16 protein-coding genes are annotated in these 20,467 nt (G+C 56.2%); 9 read left to right on the top strand and 7 right to left on the bottom strand.

The window, feature by feature from the left end:
* The first annotated feature begins 218 nt into the window (after nucleotides 1–218).
* Complete coding sequence (locus ACZZ0B_RS12925; protein ID WP_463545389.1) at nucleotides 219–1,703, top strand: DUF6602 domain-containing protein; 1,485 nt, start codon at nucleotides 219–221, stop codon at nucleotides 1,701–1,703.
* Nucleotides 1,704–1,904: 201 nt separating this feature from the next.
* Here the strand turns inward: ACZZ0B_RS12925 and ACZZ0B_RS12930 are convergent, their stop codons facing one another.
* Both ACZZ0B_RS12930 and ACZZ0B_RS12935 read right to left on the bottom strand, forming a co-directional pair.
* Nucleotides 1,905–4,802, bottom strand: coding sequence for a DEAD/DEAH box helicase (locus tag ACZZ0B_RS12930; RefSeq protein ID WP_463545390.1), 2,898 nt, complete (start codon nucleotides 4,800–4,802; stop codon nucleotides 1,905–1,907).
* Nucleotides 4,803–5,036: 234 nt separating this feature from the next.
* Complete coding sequence (locus tag ACZZ0B_RS12935; protein WP_463545391.1) at nucleotides 5,037–5,468, bottom strand: type II secretion system protein N; 432 nt, start codon at nucleotides 5,466–5,468, stop codon at nucleotides 5,037–5,039.
* A 120-nt stretch (nucleotides 5,469–5,588) separates the two neighbouring features.
* Here ACZZ0B_RS12935 and gspH point away from each other — a divergent pair, with 120 nt between their 5' ends.
* Together gspH and ACZZ0B_RS12945 are read left to right on the top strand one after the other, a co-directional pair.
* Nucleotides 5,589–6,035, top strand: a complete 447-nt coding sequence (gene gspH / locus ACZZ0B_RS12940; RefSeq protein WP_007913940.1) for a type II secretion system minor pseudopilin GspH — start codon at nucleotides 5,589–5,591, stop codon at nucleotides 6,033–6,035.
* On the top strand, nucleotides 6,032–6,640 hold the full coding sequence (locus ACZZ0B_RS12945; RefSeq protein WP_463545392.1) for a prepilin-type N-terminal cleavage/methylation domain-containing protein: 609 nt from the start codon (nucleotides 6,032–6,034) through the stop codon (nucleotides 6,638–6,640). The genes gspH and ACZZ0B_RS12945 overlap by 4 nt, the downstream gene beginning before the upstream one ends.
* 207 nt (nucleotides 6,641–6,847) lie before the next feature.
* Here ACZZ0B_RS12945 and ACZZ0B_RS12950 read toward each other — a convergent pair whose 3' ends face one another.
* Genes ACZZ0B_RS12950 through ACZZ0B_RS12960 form a run of 3 tightly spaced genes read right to left on the bottom strand, consistent with a single transcriptional unit; the run spans nucleotide 6,848 to nucleotide 9,031 of the window.
* Nucleotides 6,848–7,786, bottom strand: a complete 939-nt coding sequence (locus tag ACZZ0B_RS12950; RefSeq protein WP_463545393.1) for a FecR family protein — start codon at nucleotides 7,784–7,786, stop codon at nucleotides 6,848–6,850.
* Nucleotides 7,787–7,817: 31 nt separating this feature from the next.
* A complete protein-coding gene (locus ACZZ0B_RS12955) occupies nucleotides 7,818–8,369 on the bottom strand; it encodes an RNA polymerase sigma factor (RefSeq protein ID WP_007913935.1) in 552 nt (183 codons plus the stop codon).
* Nucleotides 8,366–9,031, bottom strand: coding sequence for a secretin and TonB N-terminal domain-containing protein (locus ACZZ0B_RS12960; RefSeq protein WP_463545395.1), 666 nt, complete (start codon nucleotides 9,029–9,031; stop codon nucleotides 8,366–8,368). The genes ACZZ0B_RS12955 and ACZZ0B_RS12960 overlap by 4 nt, the downstream gene beginning before the upstream one ends.
* Before the next feature lie 207 nt (nucleotides 9,032–9,238).
* Here ACZZ0B_RS12960 and ACZZ0B_RS12965 point away from each other — a divergent pair, with 207 nt between their 5' ends.
* The gene (locus ACZZ0B_RS12965; RefSeq protein WP_008087988.1) at nucleotides 9,239–9,553 is read left to right on the top strand and encodes a hypothetical protein; all 315 of its coding nucleotides are present in this window, start codon (nucleotides 9,239–9,241) and stop codon (nucleotides 9,551–9,553) included.
* Between the two features lie 99 nt (nucleotides 9,554–9,652).
* Here the strand turns inward: ACZZ0B_RS12965 and ACZZ0B_RS12970 are convergent, their stop codons facing one another.
* Nucleotides 9,653–10,093, bottom strand: a complete 441-nt coding sequence (locus ACZZ0B_RS12970) for a carboxymuconolactone decarboxylase family protein (RefSeq protein ID WP_095122853.1) — start codon at nucleotides 10,091–10,093, stop codon at nucleotides 9,653–9,655.
* Between the two features lie 307 nt (nucleotides 10,094–10,400).
* Between ACZZ0B_RS12970 and pdxR the strand changes: the two genes are divergently transcribed.
* The 5 genes from pdxR to ACZZ0B_RS12995 all read left to right on the top strand — a co-directional run bounded on the left by pdxR (nucleotide 10,401) and on the right by ACZZ0B_RS12995 (nucleotide 15,329).
* On the top strand, nucleotides 10,401–11,834 hold the full coding sequence (gene pdxR / locus ACZZ0B_RS12975; RefSeq protein WP_463545396.1) for a MocR-like pyridoxine biosynthesis transcription factor PdxR: 1,434 nt from the start codon (nucleotides 10,401–10,403) through the stop codon (nucleotides 11,832–11,834).
* A gap of 123 nt (nucleotides 11,835–11,957) precedes the next feature.
* On the top strand, nucleotides 11,958–12,251 hold the full coding sequence (locus ACZZ0B_RS12980) for a putative quinol monooxygenase (RefSeq protein ID WP_008087993.1): 294 nt from the start codon (nucleotides 11,958–11,960) through the stop codon (nucleotides 12,249–12,251).
* 231 nt (nucleotides 12,252–12,482) lie between these two features.
* Nucleotides 12,483–12,887, top strand: coding sequence for a cupin domain-containing protein (locus ACZZ0B_RS12985; protein ID WP_463545397.1), 405 nt, complete (start codon nucleotides 12,483–12,485; stop codon nucleotides 12,885–12,887).
* Between the two features lie 229 nt (nucleotides 12,888–13,116).
* Nucleotides 13,117–13,830 (top strand): ATPase, encoded by a 714-nt coding sequence (locus ACZZ0B_RS12990; RefSeq protein WP_463545398.1) that lies wholly within the window; start codon nucleotides 13,117–13,119, stop codon nucleotides 13,828–13,830.
* 251 nt (nucleotides 13,831–14,081) lie between these two features.
* Nucleotides 14,082–15,329, top strand: a complete 1,248-nt coding sequence (locus ACZZ0B_RS12995) for a hypothetical protein (protein ID WP_463545399.1) — start codon at nucleotides 14,082–14,084, stop codon at nucleotides 15,327–15,329.
* Between the two features lie 98 nt (nucleotides 15,330–15,427).
* Here the strand turns inward: ACZZ0B_RS12995 and ACZZ0B_RS13000 are convergent, their stop codons facing one another.
* A complete protein-coding gene (locus ACZZ0B_RS13000) occupies nucleotides 15,428–20,323 on the bottom strand; it encodes an NAD-glutamate dehydrogenase (protein WP_008087999.1) in 4,896 nt (1,631 codons plus the stop codon).
* Between the last annotated feature and the right edge of the window lie 144 nt (nucleotides 20,324–20,467).

Below are 20,467 nucleotides of genomic sequence, written 5' to 3' on the forward strand. Positions count from 1 at the left end.
GGGGTGAGGGCCGCTTCTACTCGCAAGCCCCCCAAAACCGGCAACAGACTGGCAACGTTCCAGGCAATGGCCCGAACCAAAGCGACCATTCAATCGGCCGCATCCAAATCAACCAGCCCCACCACCGGAACCTGTTTGAAAAGCTTGTGCGAGAAGTGATGCGTTCGTTATAAAAAATAATAAACTACAGTTCGCGCAGGTAATCGGCGAGAGCAGCGATGGCATGTTACTACCAAGCGGAAGTGGATTCTTTCTTTGATACCATGAGTGGACGCTTACTACCGATCTTAACGGACTTGAATCGGTTACAAGCGACAATTGTAGACGGCGATAATAAAGTTATTTCACAACCTATAGAAAAAATTGCCAATGGAGGTTATATGATTCGCAAAGCATCGGAGCTTCTTGAAGAATTCATTGAAATCGAGAAAAGAAAGCTCGATGGATTTGATATGCCTCACATGCCGACTCTCGGCACTGCCTATGAAGAGATAACGAAGCAAGGTCTATATCAAGATTTCGCCATTCCCAAGCACTTAGATTTGCGTGTTGTTTCAGGTTTTATCTCAATTGGGGGTGAGATGCTAGCTGAGCAAATTGATTGTATGTTGGTTCATGGCCAGGGGGAAAGATTTGGGCTTACGCAGCAGCACAAATATGACATAAATAGCGTGCTTTGCATTTTCGAAGTCAAGAAAAGTTTGCGTAAGGCTGATTACGCTGATGCAATGCAGCACTTGGCCAAAATCAGAAGAAAATTTGCTGATAATTTCGAAGATCGATTGATTAATGAAGGATACAAACCAGATATCACTAATGCGCGCCGACGTTTCTCTCAATTAACTGGCAGAGTAGGACCTGAGGAATATCTTGACATGCACCACTTATCGAAAGCTGATGGCATATTATTTTATGCACTTGTTCAAGAGTCATTGGCGCCTATTTCTATAATCCATGGTTACGAGGGATATAAAACCGAAAAAGGTCTTAGAACTGCATTTTCAGATATTCTTGAAGAAGCTTGGAAAAGCGGAGGTGGCTGGGGGATACCAAGCATCCCTACACTTGTTACATCCAATAACTTCTGCCTCGTGAAAGGTGGCGGCAATCCTTTTTTAGTTATTCAGAATAAAAATGAATGGGTTTCGGTATTTTCTACCAGGCACAACTCTGCAAAGTTGATTTTAGAATTGATCTGGTCAAAAATTGGCGAGTACTTTAACGCCAAAATGCCTTGGGATGATGGACTTCATATGGATAGTGTTCAGCCCCTATTAATTGCGGAGGCAAAGGAAATCGGTGATGCCGCAGGCTGGGCTTATAGAACTGAAGAATTCCAAGAAAAACATATGGTACGAGACGATAATAATCTTTGGTCGCCTTCGAAGGTAGATCAGGCTGAAATATCTGCAATAAATATAATGGCAATGCATGGAGGATATCTTCCTTTGGATGACGGCATGAGTGAATATCTAATCCAAAATCATGGTGTAACTATTGAACAAATGGCTGAGGCCTTAGTAAGTACTCGACAGTTCATGCGTGTTGACGGATACGTCAGACCAATACATTCACAAACGTACGTGATCACCAATGACGATGAGACAGGGTTCGTCGGATCGGAGATTGAGCGTTTTGACTTGTGGTGCTCAGAAAACAGCATTGAGCCTAACTATATGTCAATTATTTTTATGGGCGAATAGGCAAGCGCCCACTATTAATCGGAAGAAGTCACGCACAGCAGCTTCCGACCATAACCAGTCAATCGAAAATATCCATGAGACCATGGGCGATCAGTAAGAATTTTGAAAGTTATCAAAATCGCCTACGCACTAGATATAAGGCCTTCAGCCCTACTAGAAATAGCAGGGCTATAGGCCTCACCATTTTATTGTAGAAACTAATCAATTATACAAACGAAATGGTAGATCTTCTGCGACGGCTTGCCCAGGGGTGCAGAGCCACTGCCACACTTGTTGTTGCGTTAGGCTTCCCTCACACAATCGTAATAGAGCCTCACCTAAATCCCCACTTTCAACTACGCTTAACCGGCCACAGAATGCAATTTGCTGTGGCACACTCGGATCTACTCCTGGATGGCAAAGAGTTACGCAAAAGCAGTCTCTAAAACCATGTATTTCGGAGGCCGCTAAAACCTCTACCGCCTTGTTGTAATCGACAAGTTTATCTCCCTCTTTCGATTTTAGCTCGACCACAACAGGAGGCGAATCGAAGAATTTGATTAAATAGTCGGGCGCACCAGTTTTAGTCTTATCATCTAATTTCTCGAACGCTACATTTAGCTGTACAAGAACCTGTTCAAACGCCACTTCAAACGCATCACCTTTCGCTTCATAATAGTTCTCGATTAGAGCCTTGCTATCGCATCTGCTAGCTCGTTTCAGATGTCTCACAGACATTCGTTTTCGCTGATCAACTTTCCAATCTCGACAAGCGTCTCGTACCCAATTTGCTTTAGCTTGAGCATTAGGCTTAGATTTTACAAAAGCTAAAATTCTTGCTGAGTTTGCCTCAGGACTGCCAAGCATAAGCAGTTGCGGCGTTATAACTCCATGCTGCTTCAAGAGTAGCATTTCATGCCTATATAGCTTTAGAGCGCTACCCGCCGGAGATACACCTGTCATCCAGAGAATGTCATCAGGCAACCCCTCTTGGACTCTATATGCCAATCTTCGAATGTAGCGCGTTAACTTAGATATAGCGCGCAGCAAAGTATCATCCACTCTTAATTGTGGCGGACGAAGAACTGGCGGCACGCGCTTATCGGCGGCGGACATAGCTATCCCAGCTAAGCCCTGCAGGACCCAGGATAGGTTTCTGTTCATTTCTTTGATAGCGCCAGCACTCAGAGATTTAACTTCACGCTCAATCGCCCTAATCTCAACACCGCTAGTCCATTTCTGGCACAACCATGCCGCGTTAGTAGGTACTGGATCAACTTGCCAAATTGATTCCATTAGGTCATCTGCGAGGTGCTGCGCATCATAAATAGGATCTTTCAACTGATAATGCAGGAACCGAGTAGGTTTGACTCCATTTCTCGGACGAAACTCAGGGCTGGATAAGCATGCGGAAAAGATAAGCATCTCTAGCCTGGACTTGAGATCCGCCGATTCAAGATGCCCAATGAGCTCTGCCAAATAAAGTGATTTCCTAGACAGAAAGTTGATTAAAAACACCCCGGTTTCAGGTAGCAAACCACTGAACCCGACCGCTCGCCCCACTGGCGTAGGGCTTAGGTCCCCACCAGATGTTTCAACGACGAAGCCAGCATCAATCAACCCAGCCAGAGCAAGACCGACTTTACTCGGCCACGTCTTAAATGCAGTTAAGTTGTTATCTTCTTCCCTTAACGCACTGAACGTTGTGCAAACGAGCTCTTCAAGCTCGGCTCTGTTGTTGCACAACCCTGAAGATATCAGTTGCAGTGAAAGCTGACCGAACCTACCAGGCACAATTCGCGCTTTGATTTCAGGAAGCTGCTCTATTGATAGATAACTTGTAGCTAGTGCGCGTTGCGGCCCGGTACCAAAATATATTACACGCCCTTCTGCATGTTCAAACCCCATACGCCCGACCCGCCCGGACATGTTGTGGAACTCTGCGCTATCTATTGCGACATACTGCCTTTGCTGGCCGTCCCAACGTTCCCAATTAGCAAATACTGCTGCCCCTAGAGGAAAATTCACTCCTGCTGCTAAAGTACTTGTAGCAAATACAACATCCAGCTTATTTTCTGACAAATAACGTTCCACTACTCCTCGTTCTTCGTCAGTCAAATCCGCATTATGACTCGCAACTCGGAGATCCAGTATCTTCGCTAGCATCGTGTTAGCTGAAGTTTCAGGCAAGGTATCAAACTCTAACGACAGCTGTCCTTGCTTACCCTTGTGGTACGAAGCTACAAAAGCCTCAGCAAGATCATAAGTATCTTGCTTTTTCATGCAAAAGACGATGATTGGAAGCGGGGGACTTTCTTGCTTAAGCAGATATGTTAAAGCTGAAATCGTTTCGGCTTTAACGCCAGCAGGCAGTCGCTTGTCCGATTCCATCACATCAGGTTTCGCACTGCTTACCGAATAAATCTGATCGCCAATCCAGCATTCATACCGTAAATGTTTCTCGCGCTTTTGCTCGAAAATAAGCTGAACCCGCAGCCAGTTAGCTAAGTCCTGGGCGTCCTTGCTTTTTAAAACTGCTGACAATCCTACAAACTGTTTCCAACCCGCGTTCCGCATAAGAGTTAAAAGGACTTCAACATTTTGCCCGCGGTTTTCGTCTCCCATCAGCTGAATTTCATCGCACACGACAATCGTATTTTGCATGCTTTTCGGCACCCCAGATGCCGACAGTAGCGCTAAATATTTTTCATATGTAGCAATTACCAAAGGAGCACTTAGAGGAGCCGCAGAATACTGCCCCATGGCATCTTCGACGTAGTCCCCCGTGGCAATAACCATGGAAGCACCATCGTTCTCTAAATATTTATCCAACAACAACGTTTTGAAGTCTTCAAACTTCTGCTTGGCCAGTGCGCGGTGGGTCACCAGATAGACTGTTTTATTCCCCGTCAGTAGTCCTTCAGCAATAGCCCAGAGCCCAATTTGAGTCTTTCCGGTGGAGGTGGGGGAAACCACCAGCATGCTTCGTCCATGCGCCACGCCAGACTCCAACGCGAGGTACTGAACATCAGTGAGGGAAATCGCCCCCTCGGATCGGTAGACCAACCCATCGGCCACAGAAGCGGATAGACCGTGTTCAACTGGAAAGGTATCCCTCATGCCTAGCAACTCCTGTTACGCGTTTGGGTGCAAGCGTCCAGAGCAATCTGGGCGCTGAATGTCCGAATTGGTAGAAGTATACGTAGCATTAAATGGCCATCTTGGCCATCCTACTAAGCGTCAGAGCGGCAATTTGGTTAAAGCGGGGCTGTGAAATGCAGAGCCTTTACAGAGTCACTCGAACTGAACTGGCACTTAAAGAAACGGCAAAAATACTGACCCCTCCCCTGCAAATCACGGCCTCACCAACCTCGGCAACACCACCCCCTCCCCCAACCTCTCCACCCCCAACCGCACCGTCTCCCCACCCTGCTCAATCACCACCCCATCCCCCTCCACCGCCACCAACTTCACCCCAGGCCCCACCTTCTCCCCCTGCAAAAAACTCCTCGGCGGCCCATCGTTCAAACTCAGTATCGCCACCGCCCCCCGACTCCCCGCCATCACCCCGCTCACCTTGATATCCATCGGCGCCGTTTGATTGGAAAACCACTGCAACGCCGGGCTATCACTGCGCGCCGCCAGCAACTGCGGGGCCGCTGCCGGGGTGTGTGATTCGGCGGAGGTCAGCAGCAGCGACGACCATGTCGCCACGCCGACCAGCGCGGCGAGCAGCGCGAGGGCCTGGACTATTTGGGGTGGGGAAATGCGTGCGGTGAAGGTCATGGGTTGAATCTCCTTTTTATCCCTGCTGTCAGCCTACGCGGCAATTCTCTCCGTTTTATTTCACACGCCTTACATGTTGGCCGTGCACGATGGCGCAGGACGCAAAGGAGCGCGCGCGCGATGAACAGGCAACAGGGTTTTACGCTGATCGAGTTGATGGTGGTGCTGGTGATCATCGGCATCGCCAGTGCGGCGATCAGCCTGAGTATCAAGCCGGATCCGTTGCAGTTGCTGCGCAAGGATGCTGAGCGGGTGGCGCAGTTGCTGCAGGTGGCGCAGGCGGAGGCTCGGGCCGATGGCCGGCCGATTGTGTGGGTGAGTGATGCCAAGGGGTTTCGCTTTAGTCGGCGCAGTGACAGTGGCAAGGGGTTTGATCATTTCGCGCAGGATCCGCAGTTGCGGCCGCGTGCCTGGCAGAGTCCGAAGATGGAGGTGCGGGTGGAGCCGAAACAGAAGGTCGTGCTGAACGCTGAGTGGATTAATCCGCCGCTGCAATTGACGTTGTCGGATGGGTTGAATCGCTTGAGTGTGCTGCGTGATGGCAGCGGAAGGATCAGCCTGCAATGAAGCGCCAGCAAGGGTTTACGTTGATTGAGGTGATGGTCGCGATTCTGTTGATGGCGGTGGTGAGTTTGATTGCCTGGCGGGGGCTGGACAGTGTGACGCGGGCGGACAGTCATTTGCAGGCGAGCAGTGAGCAGAGTGACGGTTTGTTGCGGGCGCTGAATCAGTTGCAGCGGGATGTGGAGATGCGGGCGGGGATTGAGTTGACGGAGCCGAAGAAGGTTGGCGTGGATGATGAGCCAGTGACGGCGCCGCCCGCTCTGACTGTACGCAGTAGCGACAGTAAGGGGTTTCGGTTGGACATTATTCGTACGGCGGCGGATCAGCCGGGGGCGTTGCAGCGGGTGCGATGGTGGGTCAAGGGCGACACGTTGTATCGGGCGGTGGCTGAGGCGCGGAGTCGGTATCCGCTGCCGGCGCCTGGGAATGGGGTGGCTGTTTTGAGTGATGTCAGTGATGTGCAGGTGCGGGTTTGGGAGGTGGATAAGGGGTGGCGGCAGTTGAGCGGGAATCGGCGGGAGGATCCGTTGGGGTTGGAGATTCGGTTGAGTCGGGGGACGGCGCAGGGGGTGGAGAAGTATCGGCAGGTGATTGGGCCGTTGGAGTGACATGTATCCCTTCTGCTCGGATATTCCTGTAGGAGCTGCCGAAGGCTGCGATCTTTTGACTTTGATTTTGAAGATCAGAAGATCGCAGCCTTCGGCAGCTCCTACATTTGGATTGGGGGTAGTCAGTTGGGGGGTGGTTGGCTGTGAGGCCGCCATCGCTGGCGAGCCAGCTCCCACAGGGGGTGGCGCTGTGTTGGTGGGTGTGGGTTAGCTGAGGACGACTACGCCGCCGGGTAGTTCGGTGCATTTGATGCCGTAGGCATCGCGGATGAGCAGTGCGACGCCGGCGAGTTGGTCGAGGCTGAAGCGGGCCTGGACGCGGCGTTGGCCGAGTTCGCGGTTGAGCAGCAGCAACATGCCGGGGCGGTAGCGGTTGATTTCGTCGATCATCTGGCTGAGGGTCGCGCCGTTGAAGACCAGGACTTGTTGGCGCCAGTTCATCACGGCGGCTGTGTCGACGCTTTGTACGCTGCCGACTTGCCGGGCGTCGTAGGTCACTTGCTGGCCCGGTTCGAGGCGCAAGCTGCGACCTTCAACATCCACTTCAACCGCGCCATCAAGGCAGGTCACGCAGACTTGTTGATCGGTGTTGCGCAGGTTGAAACGTGCTTGACTGGCGCGCAACCACCCTCCTCCAGCCTGCATCGCCAGCGGCAACCGCGCGGTCTGCACTTCGACTTCGCCGCTGACCAGTTCAAAGCCTTGCACGCCGTTATCGATGGAGCGCTGATTGATCCGCGTCTGGGTGTTCAGCTCCAGGCTCACGCCTTGCGCCGGTTCGAAGCGGCGCTGTTGGCCAACTTCAGTGATGTAGTCGGCGCCGAGCCCTTCGAAGCCGCCGGGAATGGTCCCGCGTACCAGCAAAAACGCCGCGGACGCGGCAATCGCGCCGCCGAGAAAGGCGCGACGGCCAAACCCGCGCGGTGCCTGCACGCCTTCTGCGGCGGGTTGCAGGTTGTGCCACAACACCTTGGCCTGCTCGAAAGCCTGCGCATGTTCGGCGCTCTGCGCGCACCATTCGCGCAAGGCGCGGGCGTCGGCCACGGTGGCGCGGCCGGAGGTCAGCAGGACCAGCCAGTCGCGGGCTTCGCTGTGCAGATTGTCGGCCGCCGATGGCTCGGCAGGTGTCAGTCGAAAGATGTTCAAACGCGCAGATTCTCAACGAATTGATCGGGCACTATTCAGAAGACGGTTTTCCGGCCCCGCGACCGAACCGCTGAAACACTTTTCTTTCCAGTTTTGCGGCGCAGAAGCCCAATGCGGCTTTGATTTCCTTCTCGACCATGCGCGTGGAAATGCCGAAACGCTGGGAAATTTCCAGGTGCGGCGCCTCTTCCAGGCGCGCGGCGATGAAGATCTTCCGGCGCCGTGCTGGCAGCTCATACAACGCACTGAGCAGTGACTGGATTTCCTTTTGCCCACCGACCACTCGCGCCGGGTCCAGTGCCTCGTCGCCGATTTGCAGCAGCTCCTCGACTTCCTCGCCGGTGAGCAGGCGCGCATCGGCCTGACGGCGGTCGGCGGCGATGTTCAGGGCCATGCGATAGAGGTAGGCGTTGGGCCGCAGGACGTTCGGCGGCGTCTCCATACGGTCGACGCGCAGGTAGGTTTCGTGCAGCACGTCGTTGGCCAGATCCTCCGAGCCGAGACGCCGGCGCAGGCGCACCCGAAAGTCCTCGTAGGACGTCAGGAACAGTTGGACCATCGAACCTTGTCCGGTGTCTTTCATCCCCCGGAAACTCCTTCCCATTTGGTGCATTCCATGCGTTTCCCTGACGACTCCGGTAACAACAGCAACGTGACCGGCTGACGCAAGGCGCTGGGCGTCGGCCGGTCGATTTTGAGGTTGCGAAAACTTTCCACCAGCGCGTTGTCGCGCCGTACATCACCGGTCGAAGTGACCAACCGGTTGTGCTGCACCAAGCCGTCGCGGCCGACCCAGACCTGCAACACCGCGCGGTAACTGCCCGGACGGGTCAGCGGCGAGCGGCACAGGTTGCGCTCGATCGCTGCTTGCACCGCTGTCGCGTAACTGCGGTTGACCGCGACGCTTTCCGGCGTCTGTTTTTGCGGCGGCGTCGGCACGTCTTCGACCTGCGCCACTTGCAACGTAAACGCATCGTCGCGGGCATAACGCGCCATCAAACCGCTGCCGCCGAGCAATCGACGCAGGGCATCGGCGGCGGTGAATTCACCGTCCACCGCCAGCGAGCGACGACCGCGACTCAACTGGCTGTCGACCAGCACCGCAACGCCAGTAGCGTGGCTGTACTGATCCAGCGCGCGGGCCAGATCCTGTGCCGGAATGTGCAGCGTCATCCGCAGGTCCGCCGGCACAGCGTCGGCCATGGCCTGGCCCGCCGCACAGCCAAGCAGCCACCCCAGACACATCCGGCGCACAAGCCTTGTTGAACGCTGAAAACCGTCCGTGGAATTGCCTCGCTGCACGGCTGACGAATCCTTGGAAATCGTCATCCTGAGGGCTGTTTATGAATCTGGTGTGACGGGCGGTGCAAAAAAACCATCACGGGAATTGCGCACGGCTTGCACTAGACTCAAGCCAAAGCGCGGCCCCGTCGGGCCGGCCAGGAGGCGAGCATGAACACACTGTGGCGATTGAGCCTTGGCGGGCTGTTGTTGATGGCGCTGTCGAGCGCTTATGCCGAGCAGCCGTTGGGCTGCGTGGAAGTGACAGTCGGCGGCTACAAGGCGCCGAATTACGACTGTTTGAGCCAGCAGATGGGCAACAACCCGGAAGGCGCTGCGGCGGCAGAGAAGAATCAAGAGGCGCTGAATGTGCCGGTGAATAAGCGTCCACCGAATCAGGTTGGGCTGGCGACACCGGCGGCGACCAGTACGCGGATGGGCAATACCTTTGGCACCTCGGTGAAACCGCAACGGCCGGCGAATTAGGGCAACGTCACAATCAAAAGATCGCAGCCTTCGGCAGCTCCTACATGGGATTTTGATCGTTCCCTGTAGGAGCTGCCGAAGGCTGCGATCTTTTGATCTTCAATCGCTAGGCGTTTGGCGAAAGCTCACCGCGAGGCGGTTCCAGCTGTTGATGGTGGTGACGGCCATGGTCAGGTCGACCATTTCGCCTTCGCTGAATTGCTCGCGCGCCTGTTCATAAACGTCATCAGGCACGCGGCTTTCCGCCAACAACGTCACCGCCTCCGCCCAGGCCAGCGCTGCACGCTCACGCGGGTTGAAGAAGTTGCTGTCGCGCCACACTGCAATGGCATACAGGCGCCGATCACTCTCCCCGGCCCGCCGCGCGTCCACCGAGTGCATGTCGGTGCAGAATGCGCAGCCGTTGAGTTGTGAAGCACGGATGCGGATCAGTTGCAGCAGCGGCTGCTCGATACTGAGGTTGGCGGTCAGCGCCTCCATGGCAATCATCGCTTTCATCGCCTTGGGCGAAGCGTTGTAGTAATCCAGGCGCGGGGACATAGCGGTTCTCGGTGGACGGAATAATGACTTCACCGTAAACGCCGACAGCGATGCATTACAGCCCCAATTGCACGGAAAACCGCTACACCACTGAATCCCCGCCAAACACCAATCCCCCTGTAGGAGCTGCCGAAGGCTGCGATCTTTTGGTGTGGTCTTTTGAAAAGCGAGATCAAAAGATCGCAGCCTTCGGCAGCTCCTACAGAGGACTGCGCCAATTTTGGGTTTTTGGGGTGCGCAACTGTTGTGGATCACGCTTCAGCGGTAATCTGGCCGGCACGCCTAATAGCTCGGGAGCCTCGTCGGTATGGAACTTCATGTCGTGATCAACGGCCGCAAGGATCTTGCCGGTCAGCTGTATCAGCAGCTGCGCGGTGCCATCGAGTCCGGGCGCCTGGCCGCTGGCACGCAATTACCGCCCAGCCGTCTGCTCGCCGAGCAACTGGGCATCTCGCGCAAGACCATTTCCGACACCTACGCGCAACTGACCTACGAAAACTTCCTCACCGGGGTGATCGGCAAAGGCACCTACGTCAACGCGCGCCCGGCGCAGGTCCAGCGCAAGCAAAGCCACACCGAACTGGCCAGTGCCGAGGTGATCGAGAGCTGGCGCAATCTGCCGGTGTTCCTGCGCCATCCGACACTGGAAGGCTCGCTGCGCTACGACTTCATCGGTGGTGCGACCAGTAAGGGCCAGTTTCCGCAGGATGACTGGCGCCGCTGCGTCGCCCATGCGATGCGCCAGATGGGCCAGTCCAAGGGTTTCTACAGTGTCGCCGAAGGCCTGCCGGCGCTGCGCAATGCGATTGCCCGGCACATCGCGTTTTCCCGTGGGATCAACTGTCAGGACGAAGACATCGTCGTGTGCAACGGGGCGCAACAGGCGCTGGACCTGATCACCCGCGTGTTGATTCGCCCCGGCAGTCTGGTGGCGATGGAAGACCCCGGTTATCCGCCGGCGCGCCTGCTGTTCGGCACCCATGGCGCTGAGGTGGTGGGGATTCCGGTGGATGCCGAGGGCATTCAGGTTGAGCACATTCCCGATGGCACGCGCCTCATCTATGTGACGCCGTCGCACCAGTTTCCGCTAGGCATGCCGATGAGTCAGGCGCGCCGTGAAGCCTTGCTGGCTCGCGCTCATGAGTTGGGCGCGATCATCATCGAGGACGACTATGACAGCGAGTTCCGCTACGAAGGCCGGCCGACCGATTCGCTGTTCAATCTCGATCAGCGCGGCATCGTCGCCTACGTCGGGACGTTCTCGAAAACCCTGCTGCCGGAATTGCGCCTGGGTTATGCGATTCTGCCGCCGGCGATCCTCGAAGCGGTGATCCGTGCCAAGCAACTCACCGACCTGCACGCCTCGACCCTGCCGCAATGGGCGCTGGCCAAGTTCATCGCCGAGGGTTGTCTGCTCAAACATATCCGCCGCTGTCATGCGATCTACGCGCAGCGCCGCGAGCGGATTCTCGCGCGTATGGCGACTGATCTGTCGCCATGGCTGGACGCGGTGCCGGCCAGCGCCGGGTTCCATATGGCGGTGTTCTGCAAGGTGCCGATCGACCTGGCGCTGGTGATCGAGCTGGCGAGAAAAGTCGAAGTCGGTTTGTACTCGATCAACGGCTTCTATTATCAGCAGCCGCCAAAAAATGGCCTGTACTTCGGCTTCGGCGCCATCGAAACCCTGGACATCGATATCGCCCTGGATCGCTTGCGCGACATCCTGCAACAAGTTGCCTGAATGATTGGCCTAAAGATTTAACCGCCGATTGGTTATTGGTGTTCAGGGGGTGCAGGCCTATCCTGCACAGGCGTTATCCCTCAATGAGCAGGATTCGTCCGGCCTGATTCAGGAGTGTGAGCAATGTCCAACGAAGTGATCAATACGGTCCAGGTGCAGGCCGCCGCCGGCCGCTCGGATGAACTGGGCAAGCAACTGCAGAAGATCGTTGAAACCCTGCGCGAAACGCCGGGCTGCGATTCCTACCTGGTCGACCGCTGCCCCGAGGACAGCCACCGCTGGACGGTCAGTGCGCGCTGGCAGTCGGAAGCGGCGATGCAGGCGCATTTCAACCGGCCCGAGGCGCAAGGGTTTATTGACCTGATCGATAGTCGATTGGCCAATAGCGTCGATTTCAATAGTTTCCCTATCGTCTGAGAGCAAGATCAAAAGATCGCAGCCTGCGGCAGCTCCTACAGGGTTTTGTGTCGTTGATTAAATTATCGAACGACGCTGAACCCTGTGGGAGCTGGCTTGCCAGCGATGGCATACTCAAACACGCTGAATAACCTCCAATTGGTCACCCAATCTTCCCGAATATTGGCCGTTTGAATGCGCCACCCTGCGGACTACTGTGATTGCACCCCCAACCCTCACAGGTAACCCGCCATGAAAACCCTGCCCTTCTTCGCCGCCGCCCTCGCCTTGAGCCTCTGCGCCTCGGCCGCTTTCGCCCACGACCCCTCGGAAAAAGTCACCGTCCTCCAGGACCAGATGCTGAAAAACGCCCCTGGCAAAAAAGCCATGATGATCGAGGTCGACTACAAACCCGGCCAGTCCTCCATCGCCCACAAACACGACGGCACCGCGATGGCTTACGTACTCGACGGCGAGGTGATTTCCCAGGTGAAGGGCGAACAGGCGATCACCTACAAGAAGGGTCAATTCTGGTACGAGCCCGCCGGCTCCGAACATCTGGTCTCGAAAAACGCCAGCAAAACCAAGCCGGCGAAGTTGCTGGTGTTCATGGTGCTGTCGCCGGATGAGCAAGTGCTGATTCCGCTGAAAAACTGATGGATGTTTAATCAGCCATAAATAAAAAGGCGCAAATCATCGATTTGCGCCTTTTTATTTCCCGACGCAATTAACCGAATCGGGTTACAGCGAATAAAACTATTCAACAGCAAACCAGACAGCAAATTGTCAGGTTACTTAAAGCTTGACGGGGTTAGTCTGAATTAACTGCCGTCATTGACGACAACTTAAAACTTTCCGACTGATGTTGTTTCACGGGAGAAACACCATGAAACTTGCGTTTGCCAGTGTGTTGGCGATATCGGTTTTAACCTTGTCCGCCTGTTCGGTCCCTACCGCCCCGAAAGCAGTCTCATCCCTGGATACGTTGCTGCCTCATCCAACCGGCCGCAGCAGCGCCACGTTGGTCAAAAGCGGCCCCGGTGTTTCCCTGGGCGTGGTCTACAGCCCGAGCACCCAGACCAACCGCGAATACCTGCGCGACTACCAGGCCAACGCCGGCACCGGTTTCGGCCAGAGCCTGCTGGTGCAACCGATCCACGATGCCTACGTCGCCAGCTCAAAACCAGACATGGCGGTGGAATGGGTCAACGCCTCCTTACAGCGTCAATTCGGCTCAGTGACGGTGTATCCGGACATACAAAGCCTGCGTGCGGCCCGGCCAGATGTGGTGGCGATCGTCGACACCCACAGCCAACTGATTACTTCGCGCAGCTCCGATATCAAGGCCGATGTCAGTGCCGATTTTTATGATGCGCGGTTGAACTATATCGGTACGGCGAAAGGTTCGGATGCACGGGAATTGACGCCGGTGTGGGCGGACTTCAAGCGTTCGGAAGAGATCGTGGCGGATATTAATCAGCAGCAGGATGTGCAAGTTCGAGCGTTGCAGAAGTTTGACCAGTCGCTCAACAATTTAGTCGCACGGCCTGCGGACAAAGTGTCGATGCTTGATAGTCAGCAAGGTCAGAAGTTGTATTGAGATAAAGGGCGCCATCGCGAGCAGGCTCACTCCTACAGTTGGAATGCGTTCCCCCTGTAGGAGTGAGCCTGCTCGCGATGGCGCCAGTTCTGACGACAAATTCTCTCCCAGTCATACGAAACCCAGGCCGTCCACTGTCAGAGTTGACAGTAGACGGTCATCGGTCGCCAGTTTCCTAATGAGCCTCTCCGATTTGAACGGCTGCAATGAATGTTCAAGTCATCGGAATATTGCAAACACGAGACTCAGTCATGACTACCGTACAGCTTGAACCGAAGATACCGGCCCATCTCGACTTTGATTTCGCCGGCAAAGGTGAGCTCATCATCAATATGCCAGACCACGAAATAGGCGTCGGTGCGGGTGTCGACACGGACGCCAACAACAATATCGTCTACGTCGCCAACTCCGATCGCAAGTTCGTCATTGGCAGGATTCGGCCAAACGGCGAACCTGATCTGACTTTCGCGGATGAAAGCCAGCTCAAAGATGAATTTGCCGAAGGTTATGCTTCGTCTGCGACCAGTGTTTCAGTCATGCCTGGCACCGGAAGAATTCTGCTCAGCGGCGGCTACACAGGCAAAATGGGGTACCTCCCCGCTTTCGCCCTGTTTGACTCGAACGGCAGATACGTAAGGGAGTTTGGCAATGAAGGCAAAGTCATTGTTGCCCTTCCCCTCGGAGCCCGAACACTGCAGCAGTCTGATGAGTCTGCACAGGCGTCAGTCAGCGTTAACAGCCATCCAGTCGTTACTAATGACGGAGGAATTCTGTTTGTTTCAAACGGGTACATCATTCGACTAAAAAGCGATGACAGCACGGATGAGGGTTTCAACCATGGCATGGGCTACATCAACGTCACGCACGCGGAATATCAGCTGACTACCAACTGCCTGTTGCAGACCGACCCGGATTTTATTCTGGTGGGTGGCATTGCCCGGGTCAACGGAAAGCATTTCGGGATGATGGCTCGCTACCATATGACAGGCGAGCTGGACACAAACTATGCAAAAAACGGCTTTTACTTTCTCACCTCTTTGAAAGCGTTCAGCCGTCTCTTCAAATTAGTGGCCATCGATAAAAAAAGGGTGATTGGCATTGGCAGCTTTGACTCGGAGTCGAAAAAAGGGTTGCTCATTTGCGTGGATGAGAACGGAGAGACTGACCTCAACTTCAACAGCGGTGCCCCCGTACTGACACCCGATGATGCAATACCACATTTCGTTTGGAACAGCGGCGCAGTAGATACCGAAAACCGTGTGTTAACCGTTAGCGATTCAATGACCAACTTCGACGACCTCAACGCCATCGCGATTGCACGGTACTTGCCGAATGGAAGTCCTGACACCTCATTTGCCCCGCGAATCGGCTGGACACGAGCGAAAGCGTCTCAAGGGGAAGCCATCTCCGTTGATACGCTCGGGCGAGTTGTGGTCATCGGCACCACGGCATTTACTGAGAATCTTAAGCGTCCGAAGCTGCTGCGCTTTATTGCTTGAACCAACGCATCGCTCCTTAGCACCTGAACTGGACAGCTTTCAGGTATAAAAAAGCCCCGGCATCTCTCGACACCGGGGCTTTTTCATTCAGCCACTACTTACGCCAGTTCAAGCTCGGCATTCGCAGCAACCGCAGGCACTACCGCTTGCCCACTCAACGCCAGATCCAGCAGTTCACGGTTGGCCACTGCATACATGGCGTAGTCCGTGCCGCTCGCAGCGCGGATTTCCACCAGCATGGCGCGCCAGCGCGAGATCATGCTTTCGTGCTGTTCCATCCACAGCGCCAGGCGTGTTTCCACGTCCTGAGTGCCGTCGCCCTGTTGCAGGACGGAGATGGTGATCGCACGTTGTTGCCAGTCGACGTCGTCACGGAACGCTTCACGGGCCAGGGCTTGCCAGTTGTTTTCAACCGGCAGTGCGCTGATCTGTTGCAGGTACCAGGTGATGTCCAGCGCGCTGCCCACGGCGAAGTAGGCTTTCGCCACTTCGGCAGGGTTCTGGCCAGTCACGTCGGACGCTTCGATGATCGGCAGCAAGGTGTACAGGTGCGAGGTGCCCGCCACCATACGCGCCAGCAATTCCGGCACACCGGCTTCGACGTACGCCTGATAGCGAGACTGCCAGTTTTCACGGATTTCGCCGCTCAGCAGTTCGTCGAGTTTCAGGCCCAGCTCTTTCAGGTGCGGACCGAAATGCGCGACGTCACGGGCAGCGTTCTGCTCGTTGCGACGGGCACGCAGGAACCAGCGCGTGGCGCGGCGGCCCAGACGCATCAGCTCGTCCATCAGCTCCAGCTGAACGTCAGCGGAAACCTGATAATCCAGCGCTTCGATCTGACGGAACCAGTGCGGGAGGTGGAAGATGTCGCGCACGATCACATAAGCGCCGGCCACGTTCGCCGGGCTCATGCCGGTCGACTCTTTGAGTCGCTGAACGAAGGTGATGCCCATGTGGTTGACCAGGTCGTTGGCGATCTGGGTGCTGACGATCTCGCGCTTCAGACGGTGACGACGCATGGCTTCGGAGAACTTGCTGACCAGCGTCGGCGGGAACGCCGTTTCCATGTCGCGGGTCAGGTAATCGTCGTCCGGCACCAGCGAGCCCAACAGCTGCTCTTTGAGATCGATTTTGCTGTACGAGATCAGCACCGACAGCTCAGGACGGGTCAGACCGTGGCCTTCGGCAATACGCTCGTTGATCTGCTCTTCGGTCGGCAGGAACTCGATGGCACGGTCCAGCTTGCCACGGCCTTCCAGATCGCCCATCAGACGCTTGTACTCAGCGATGCGCGCATAAGCACGACGCGCCGCCAGCGACAGCGCCTGAGTCTGCTTGTAGTTGTTGCCCAGCACCAGATTGCCGACTTCGTCGGTCATGCTCGCCAGCAACTGGTTGCGTTGCTTGTCGGTCATGTCACCGGCCTGAACCACTTCGTTCAGCAGGATCTTGATGTTTACTTCGTGGTCGGAACAGTCCACACCACCGGCGTTGTCGATGAAGTCGGTGTTGGAACCACCGCCATTCAGACCGAACTCCACACGACCCAGTTGGGTCATGCCGAGGTTACCGCCCTCGCCCACCACTTTGCAGCGCAGCTCGTTACCGTTCACGCGTAGTGCATCGTTGGCCTTGTCGCCGACATCGGCGTGGCTTTCAGTGCTGGCCTTGACGTAAGTACCGATACCGCCGTTCCACAGCAGATCCACCGGCGCCTTGAGCAAGGCGTTCAGCAGTTCGGTCGGGGTCAGCTTGTCAGCCTTGATGTCGAAGCGTTCCTGCATCTGCGGGGAGATTGCGATGCTCTTCGCGCTGCGCGAGAAGATACCGCCACCTTCGGACATGATGCTGGTGTCGTAGTCGGTCCAGGCCGAACGCGGCAGGTCGAACATGCGCTGACGCTCGACGAAGCTGGTCGCCGGGTTCGGGTTTGGATCGATGAAGATGTGCAGGTGGTTGAAGGCCGCGACCAGTTGCAGCTTGTCGGACATCAACAGGCCGTTACCGAACACGTCACCGGCCATGTCGCCGACGCCGACAACAGTGATGCTGTCTTCCTGAACATTGATGCCGCGCTCGCGGAAGTGACGTTGTACGCCGACCCACGCGCCTTTGGCGGTAATGCCCATTTTCTTGTGGTCGTAACCGGCCGAACCACCGGACGCAAACGCGTCACCCAGCCAGAAGCCGTAGTCGATGGCAATGCCGTTGGCGATGTCGGAGAAGGTCGCAGTGCCCTTGTCCGCTGCCACTACCAGGTACGGGTCGTCATCGTCGTGGCGAACCACGTTCAATGGCGGCACCAGCGCGCCGTCTTTCAGGTTGTCGGTGATGTCCAACAGACCAGAAATGAAGATGCGGTAGCAGGCGATGCCCTCGGCCGCGATCTCGTCACGGCTGCCGCCCAGTGGCAGGCGACGCGGCAGGAAGCCGCCCTTCGCGCCCACTGGCACGATGACCGAGTTCTTCACTTGTTGAGCTTTAACCAAGCCGAGGACTTCGGTACGGAAGTCTTCTTCACGGTCGGACCAGCGCAGACCACCACGAGCGACGTTACCGAAGCGCAGGTGCACGCCTTCAACGCGTGGCGAGTAGACGAAGATTTCGAACTTCGGCACTGGCTTCGGCAGTTCAGGGATCGCGTGTGGGTTGAACTTGAAGCTGAAGTACGACTTGTTCTGGCCGTTGGCATCAGTCTGATAGAAGTTGGTCCGCAGCGTGGCTTTGATCAGATCGAGGTAACGACGCAGGATGCGGTCTTCGTTGAGCACCTGAACGTCGTCCAGTGCGGTCAGAATCGCTTGTTCCAGACGCTGTTGCTTGTCTTCCAGATCGTCGTCGCTGAGCTTGCGCGCCAGATAGAAGCGGGTCTTGAACAACCGGGTCAGCTCACGAGCGATGTCGGTGTGGTTGTTCAGGGTGCTGGCGATGTAACCCAGATCGAAGCCCAGACGAATCTGCTTCAGGTAACGGGCGTAAGCGCGCAGCAGTGCGACGTCGCGCCAAGGCAGGCCGGCGGTCAGCACCAGACGGTTGAACGCATCGTTCTCGGCTTCGCCACGGACGATGTGGACGAAGGCGTCCTGCAGGGTGTCGTTGAGCTGCTGGATGTCGAGGTCCAGACCTTCAGCGGCGGTGAACGCGAAGTCGTGAATCCAGAACTCGCGGCCGTTGGTGTGACGCAGGCGGTACGGGAATTCACCCAGCACGCGCAGGCCGAGGTTTTCCAGAATCGGCAAGACGTCGGACAACGCCAGCGGCGTGTCGGCGTGGTACAGCTTGCAATGCAGCTCGCGTTGGCCGGAGACCTGACCGAGCGGCTGATAGAAGCTCATCACCAGCGGATTTTTTTCGTTGAGGCTCAGCAGGTGCTGCATGTCGACCACGGCCGAATGCGCTGCGAAACGCTCGCGGTAACCGGCCGGGAAGCCTTTCGGGAAGTCGGCCAGCACGTTGGTGCCGTGGGCTTCGCCGAAGCTTTCGACGGTCAGTGCGGCGTAGTCGTCCTGCCAGCTGCGGCAGGCTTGCACGACTTCTTTTTCCAGCAGCACCGGGTCGATGTCGAGACGGTTTTTCGGGTCGACACGCAGGATCAACTGCACGCGCGCCAGCACCGATTCGGAGAAGAACGTCCAGAATTCGCAATCGGAAGCCTTCAGACGTTCCATCAGCACTTGCTGGATCTTCTGGCGAACTTCGGTGGAGTAGATGTCGCGCGGCACGTAGGCCAGGCAGTAGCAGAAACGACCGTACGGGTCTTTGCGCAGGAACACGCGGATCTTGTTGCGTTCCTGGATCTGCACGATCGACATCACCGTGGTGAAGAGTTCGTCGACCGGGGTCTGGAACAGGTCATCACGCGGCAATACTTCAAGCACCTGCGCCAGTTCCTTGCCCAGGTGAGCCTTGGACTGGAAGCCGGAGCGCGTTTCGATTTCTTCGACCTTGCGGCGGATGAACGGGATAACCCGCACGCTCTCGCCATACACCGAGGAGGTGTACAGGCCCATGAAACGGTGTTCCTTGATGACTTTGCCGTCAGCGTCGATTTCACGGATCGACACGTAGTCCGGGTAAGCCGGACGGTGTACACGGCTCGGGTGCGCAGCCTTGGCGAACGACAGCAGGGTCGGTTCGCGCAGGTAGTTCACCGCGTAGTCTTCGATGCGCAGGTCATCGTAGGTCAGGCCGGTGCGCAGCAGTTTGGTCAGGCCGAGGAAGGAATTCTGGTCGTACTCGATGTGGCCGCCATCGGCCTGATCGGTGACCACGAATTCTTCGTAGCCGAGGAAGGTGAAGTGGTTGCCCACCAGCCATTCCAGGAAGCTTTTGATTTCGTTCTTTTCGTCGGCATCGACGGCGAACGCGCTGTTGTCGAGCTGGGTGAGGATGTCCTGCACCTTGGCTTTCATCGGCTCGAAATCGGCGACCGCAACGCGGACTTCACCGAGAACCTGTTCCAGCTCTTTGCTCAGCACATTCAGTTCGGCCGCGTTGGCGCAGCGGTCGATTTCCAGGTACATCAGCGATTCGTGCAGAACGCCTTCGCCGGTACTGCCCTTCGGCAGGATTTCCAGCAACTCGCCCTTGCTGCCACGACGCACGCTGAGCACGGTGGTTTGCAGGGTATGGATGCTGTAGCCGCGACGGTTCAGTTCGGTACGAACCGAGTCGACGAGGAATGGCAGGTCATGGTGCAGGACTTCGACCGCGGTGTGGGTCGACTGCCAGCCATGACGCTCGTAATCGGGGTTGTAGACGCGCACTTGCGGTTGCGCGTGATCGAAGCGCTCAAGCAGGCGCCACGCAGAAAGAGTACAGCCAGCGAGGTCGGAGAGGCGACGTTGAGTCAGCTCGTCCAGAGAAATGATGCCGAAGAATTGTTCAGCGAACAGCGCCACTTGTGGCAGTGCCTGTTCACTGATGTGCTGCGCCAGTGCCGCTTGCAGTTGGTGCTGGAAGTCGGCTTTGCTGGCTGCGGTGAAGAACGCCATCTGTGGTACTCCGCTTAAGCTTGTTATTGATGGAAAGCGTCGCGTGCAACACCCCTTTCGGGGCTTGTGTCGCCCTGTTCCTGATTCTCGGGCAGAGGAAACAGGGGGACAGGTGGGTGAAGCTGGACGAGACACTCAGGTCAC

This window comes from Pseudomonas sp. AC247 (assembly GCF_979258015.1).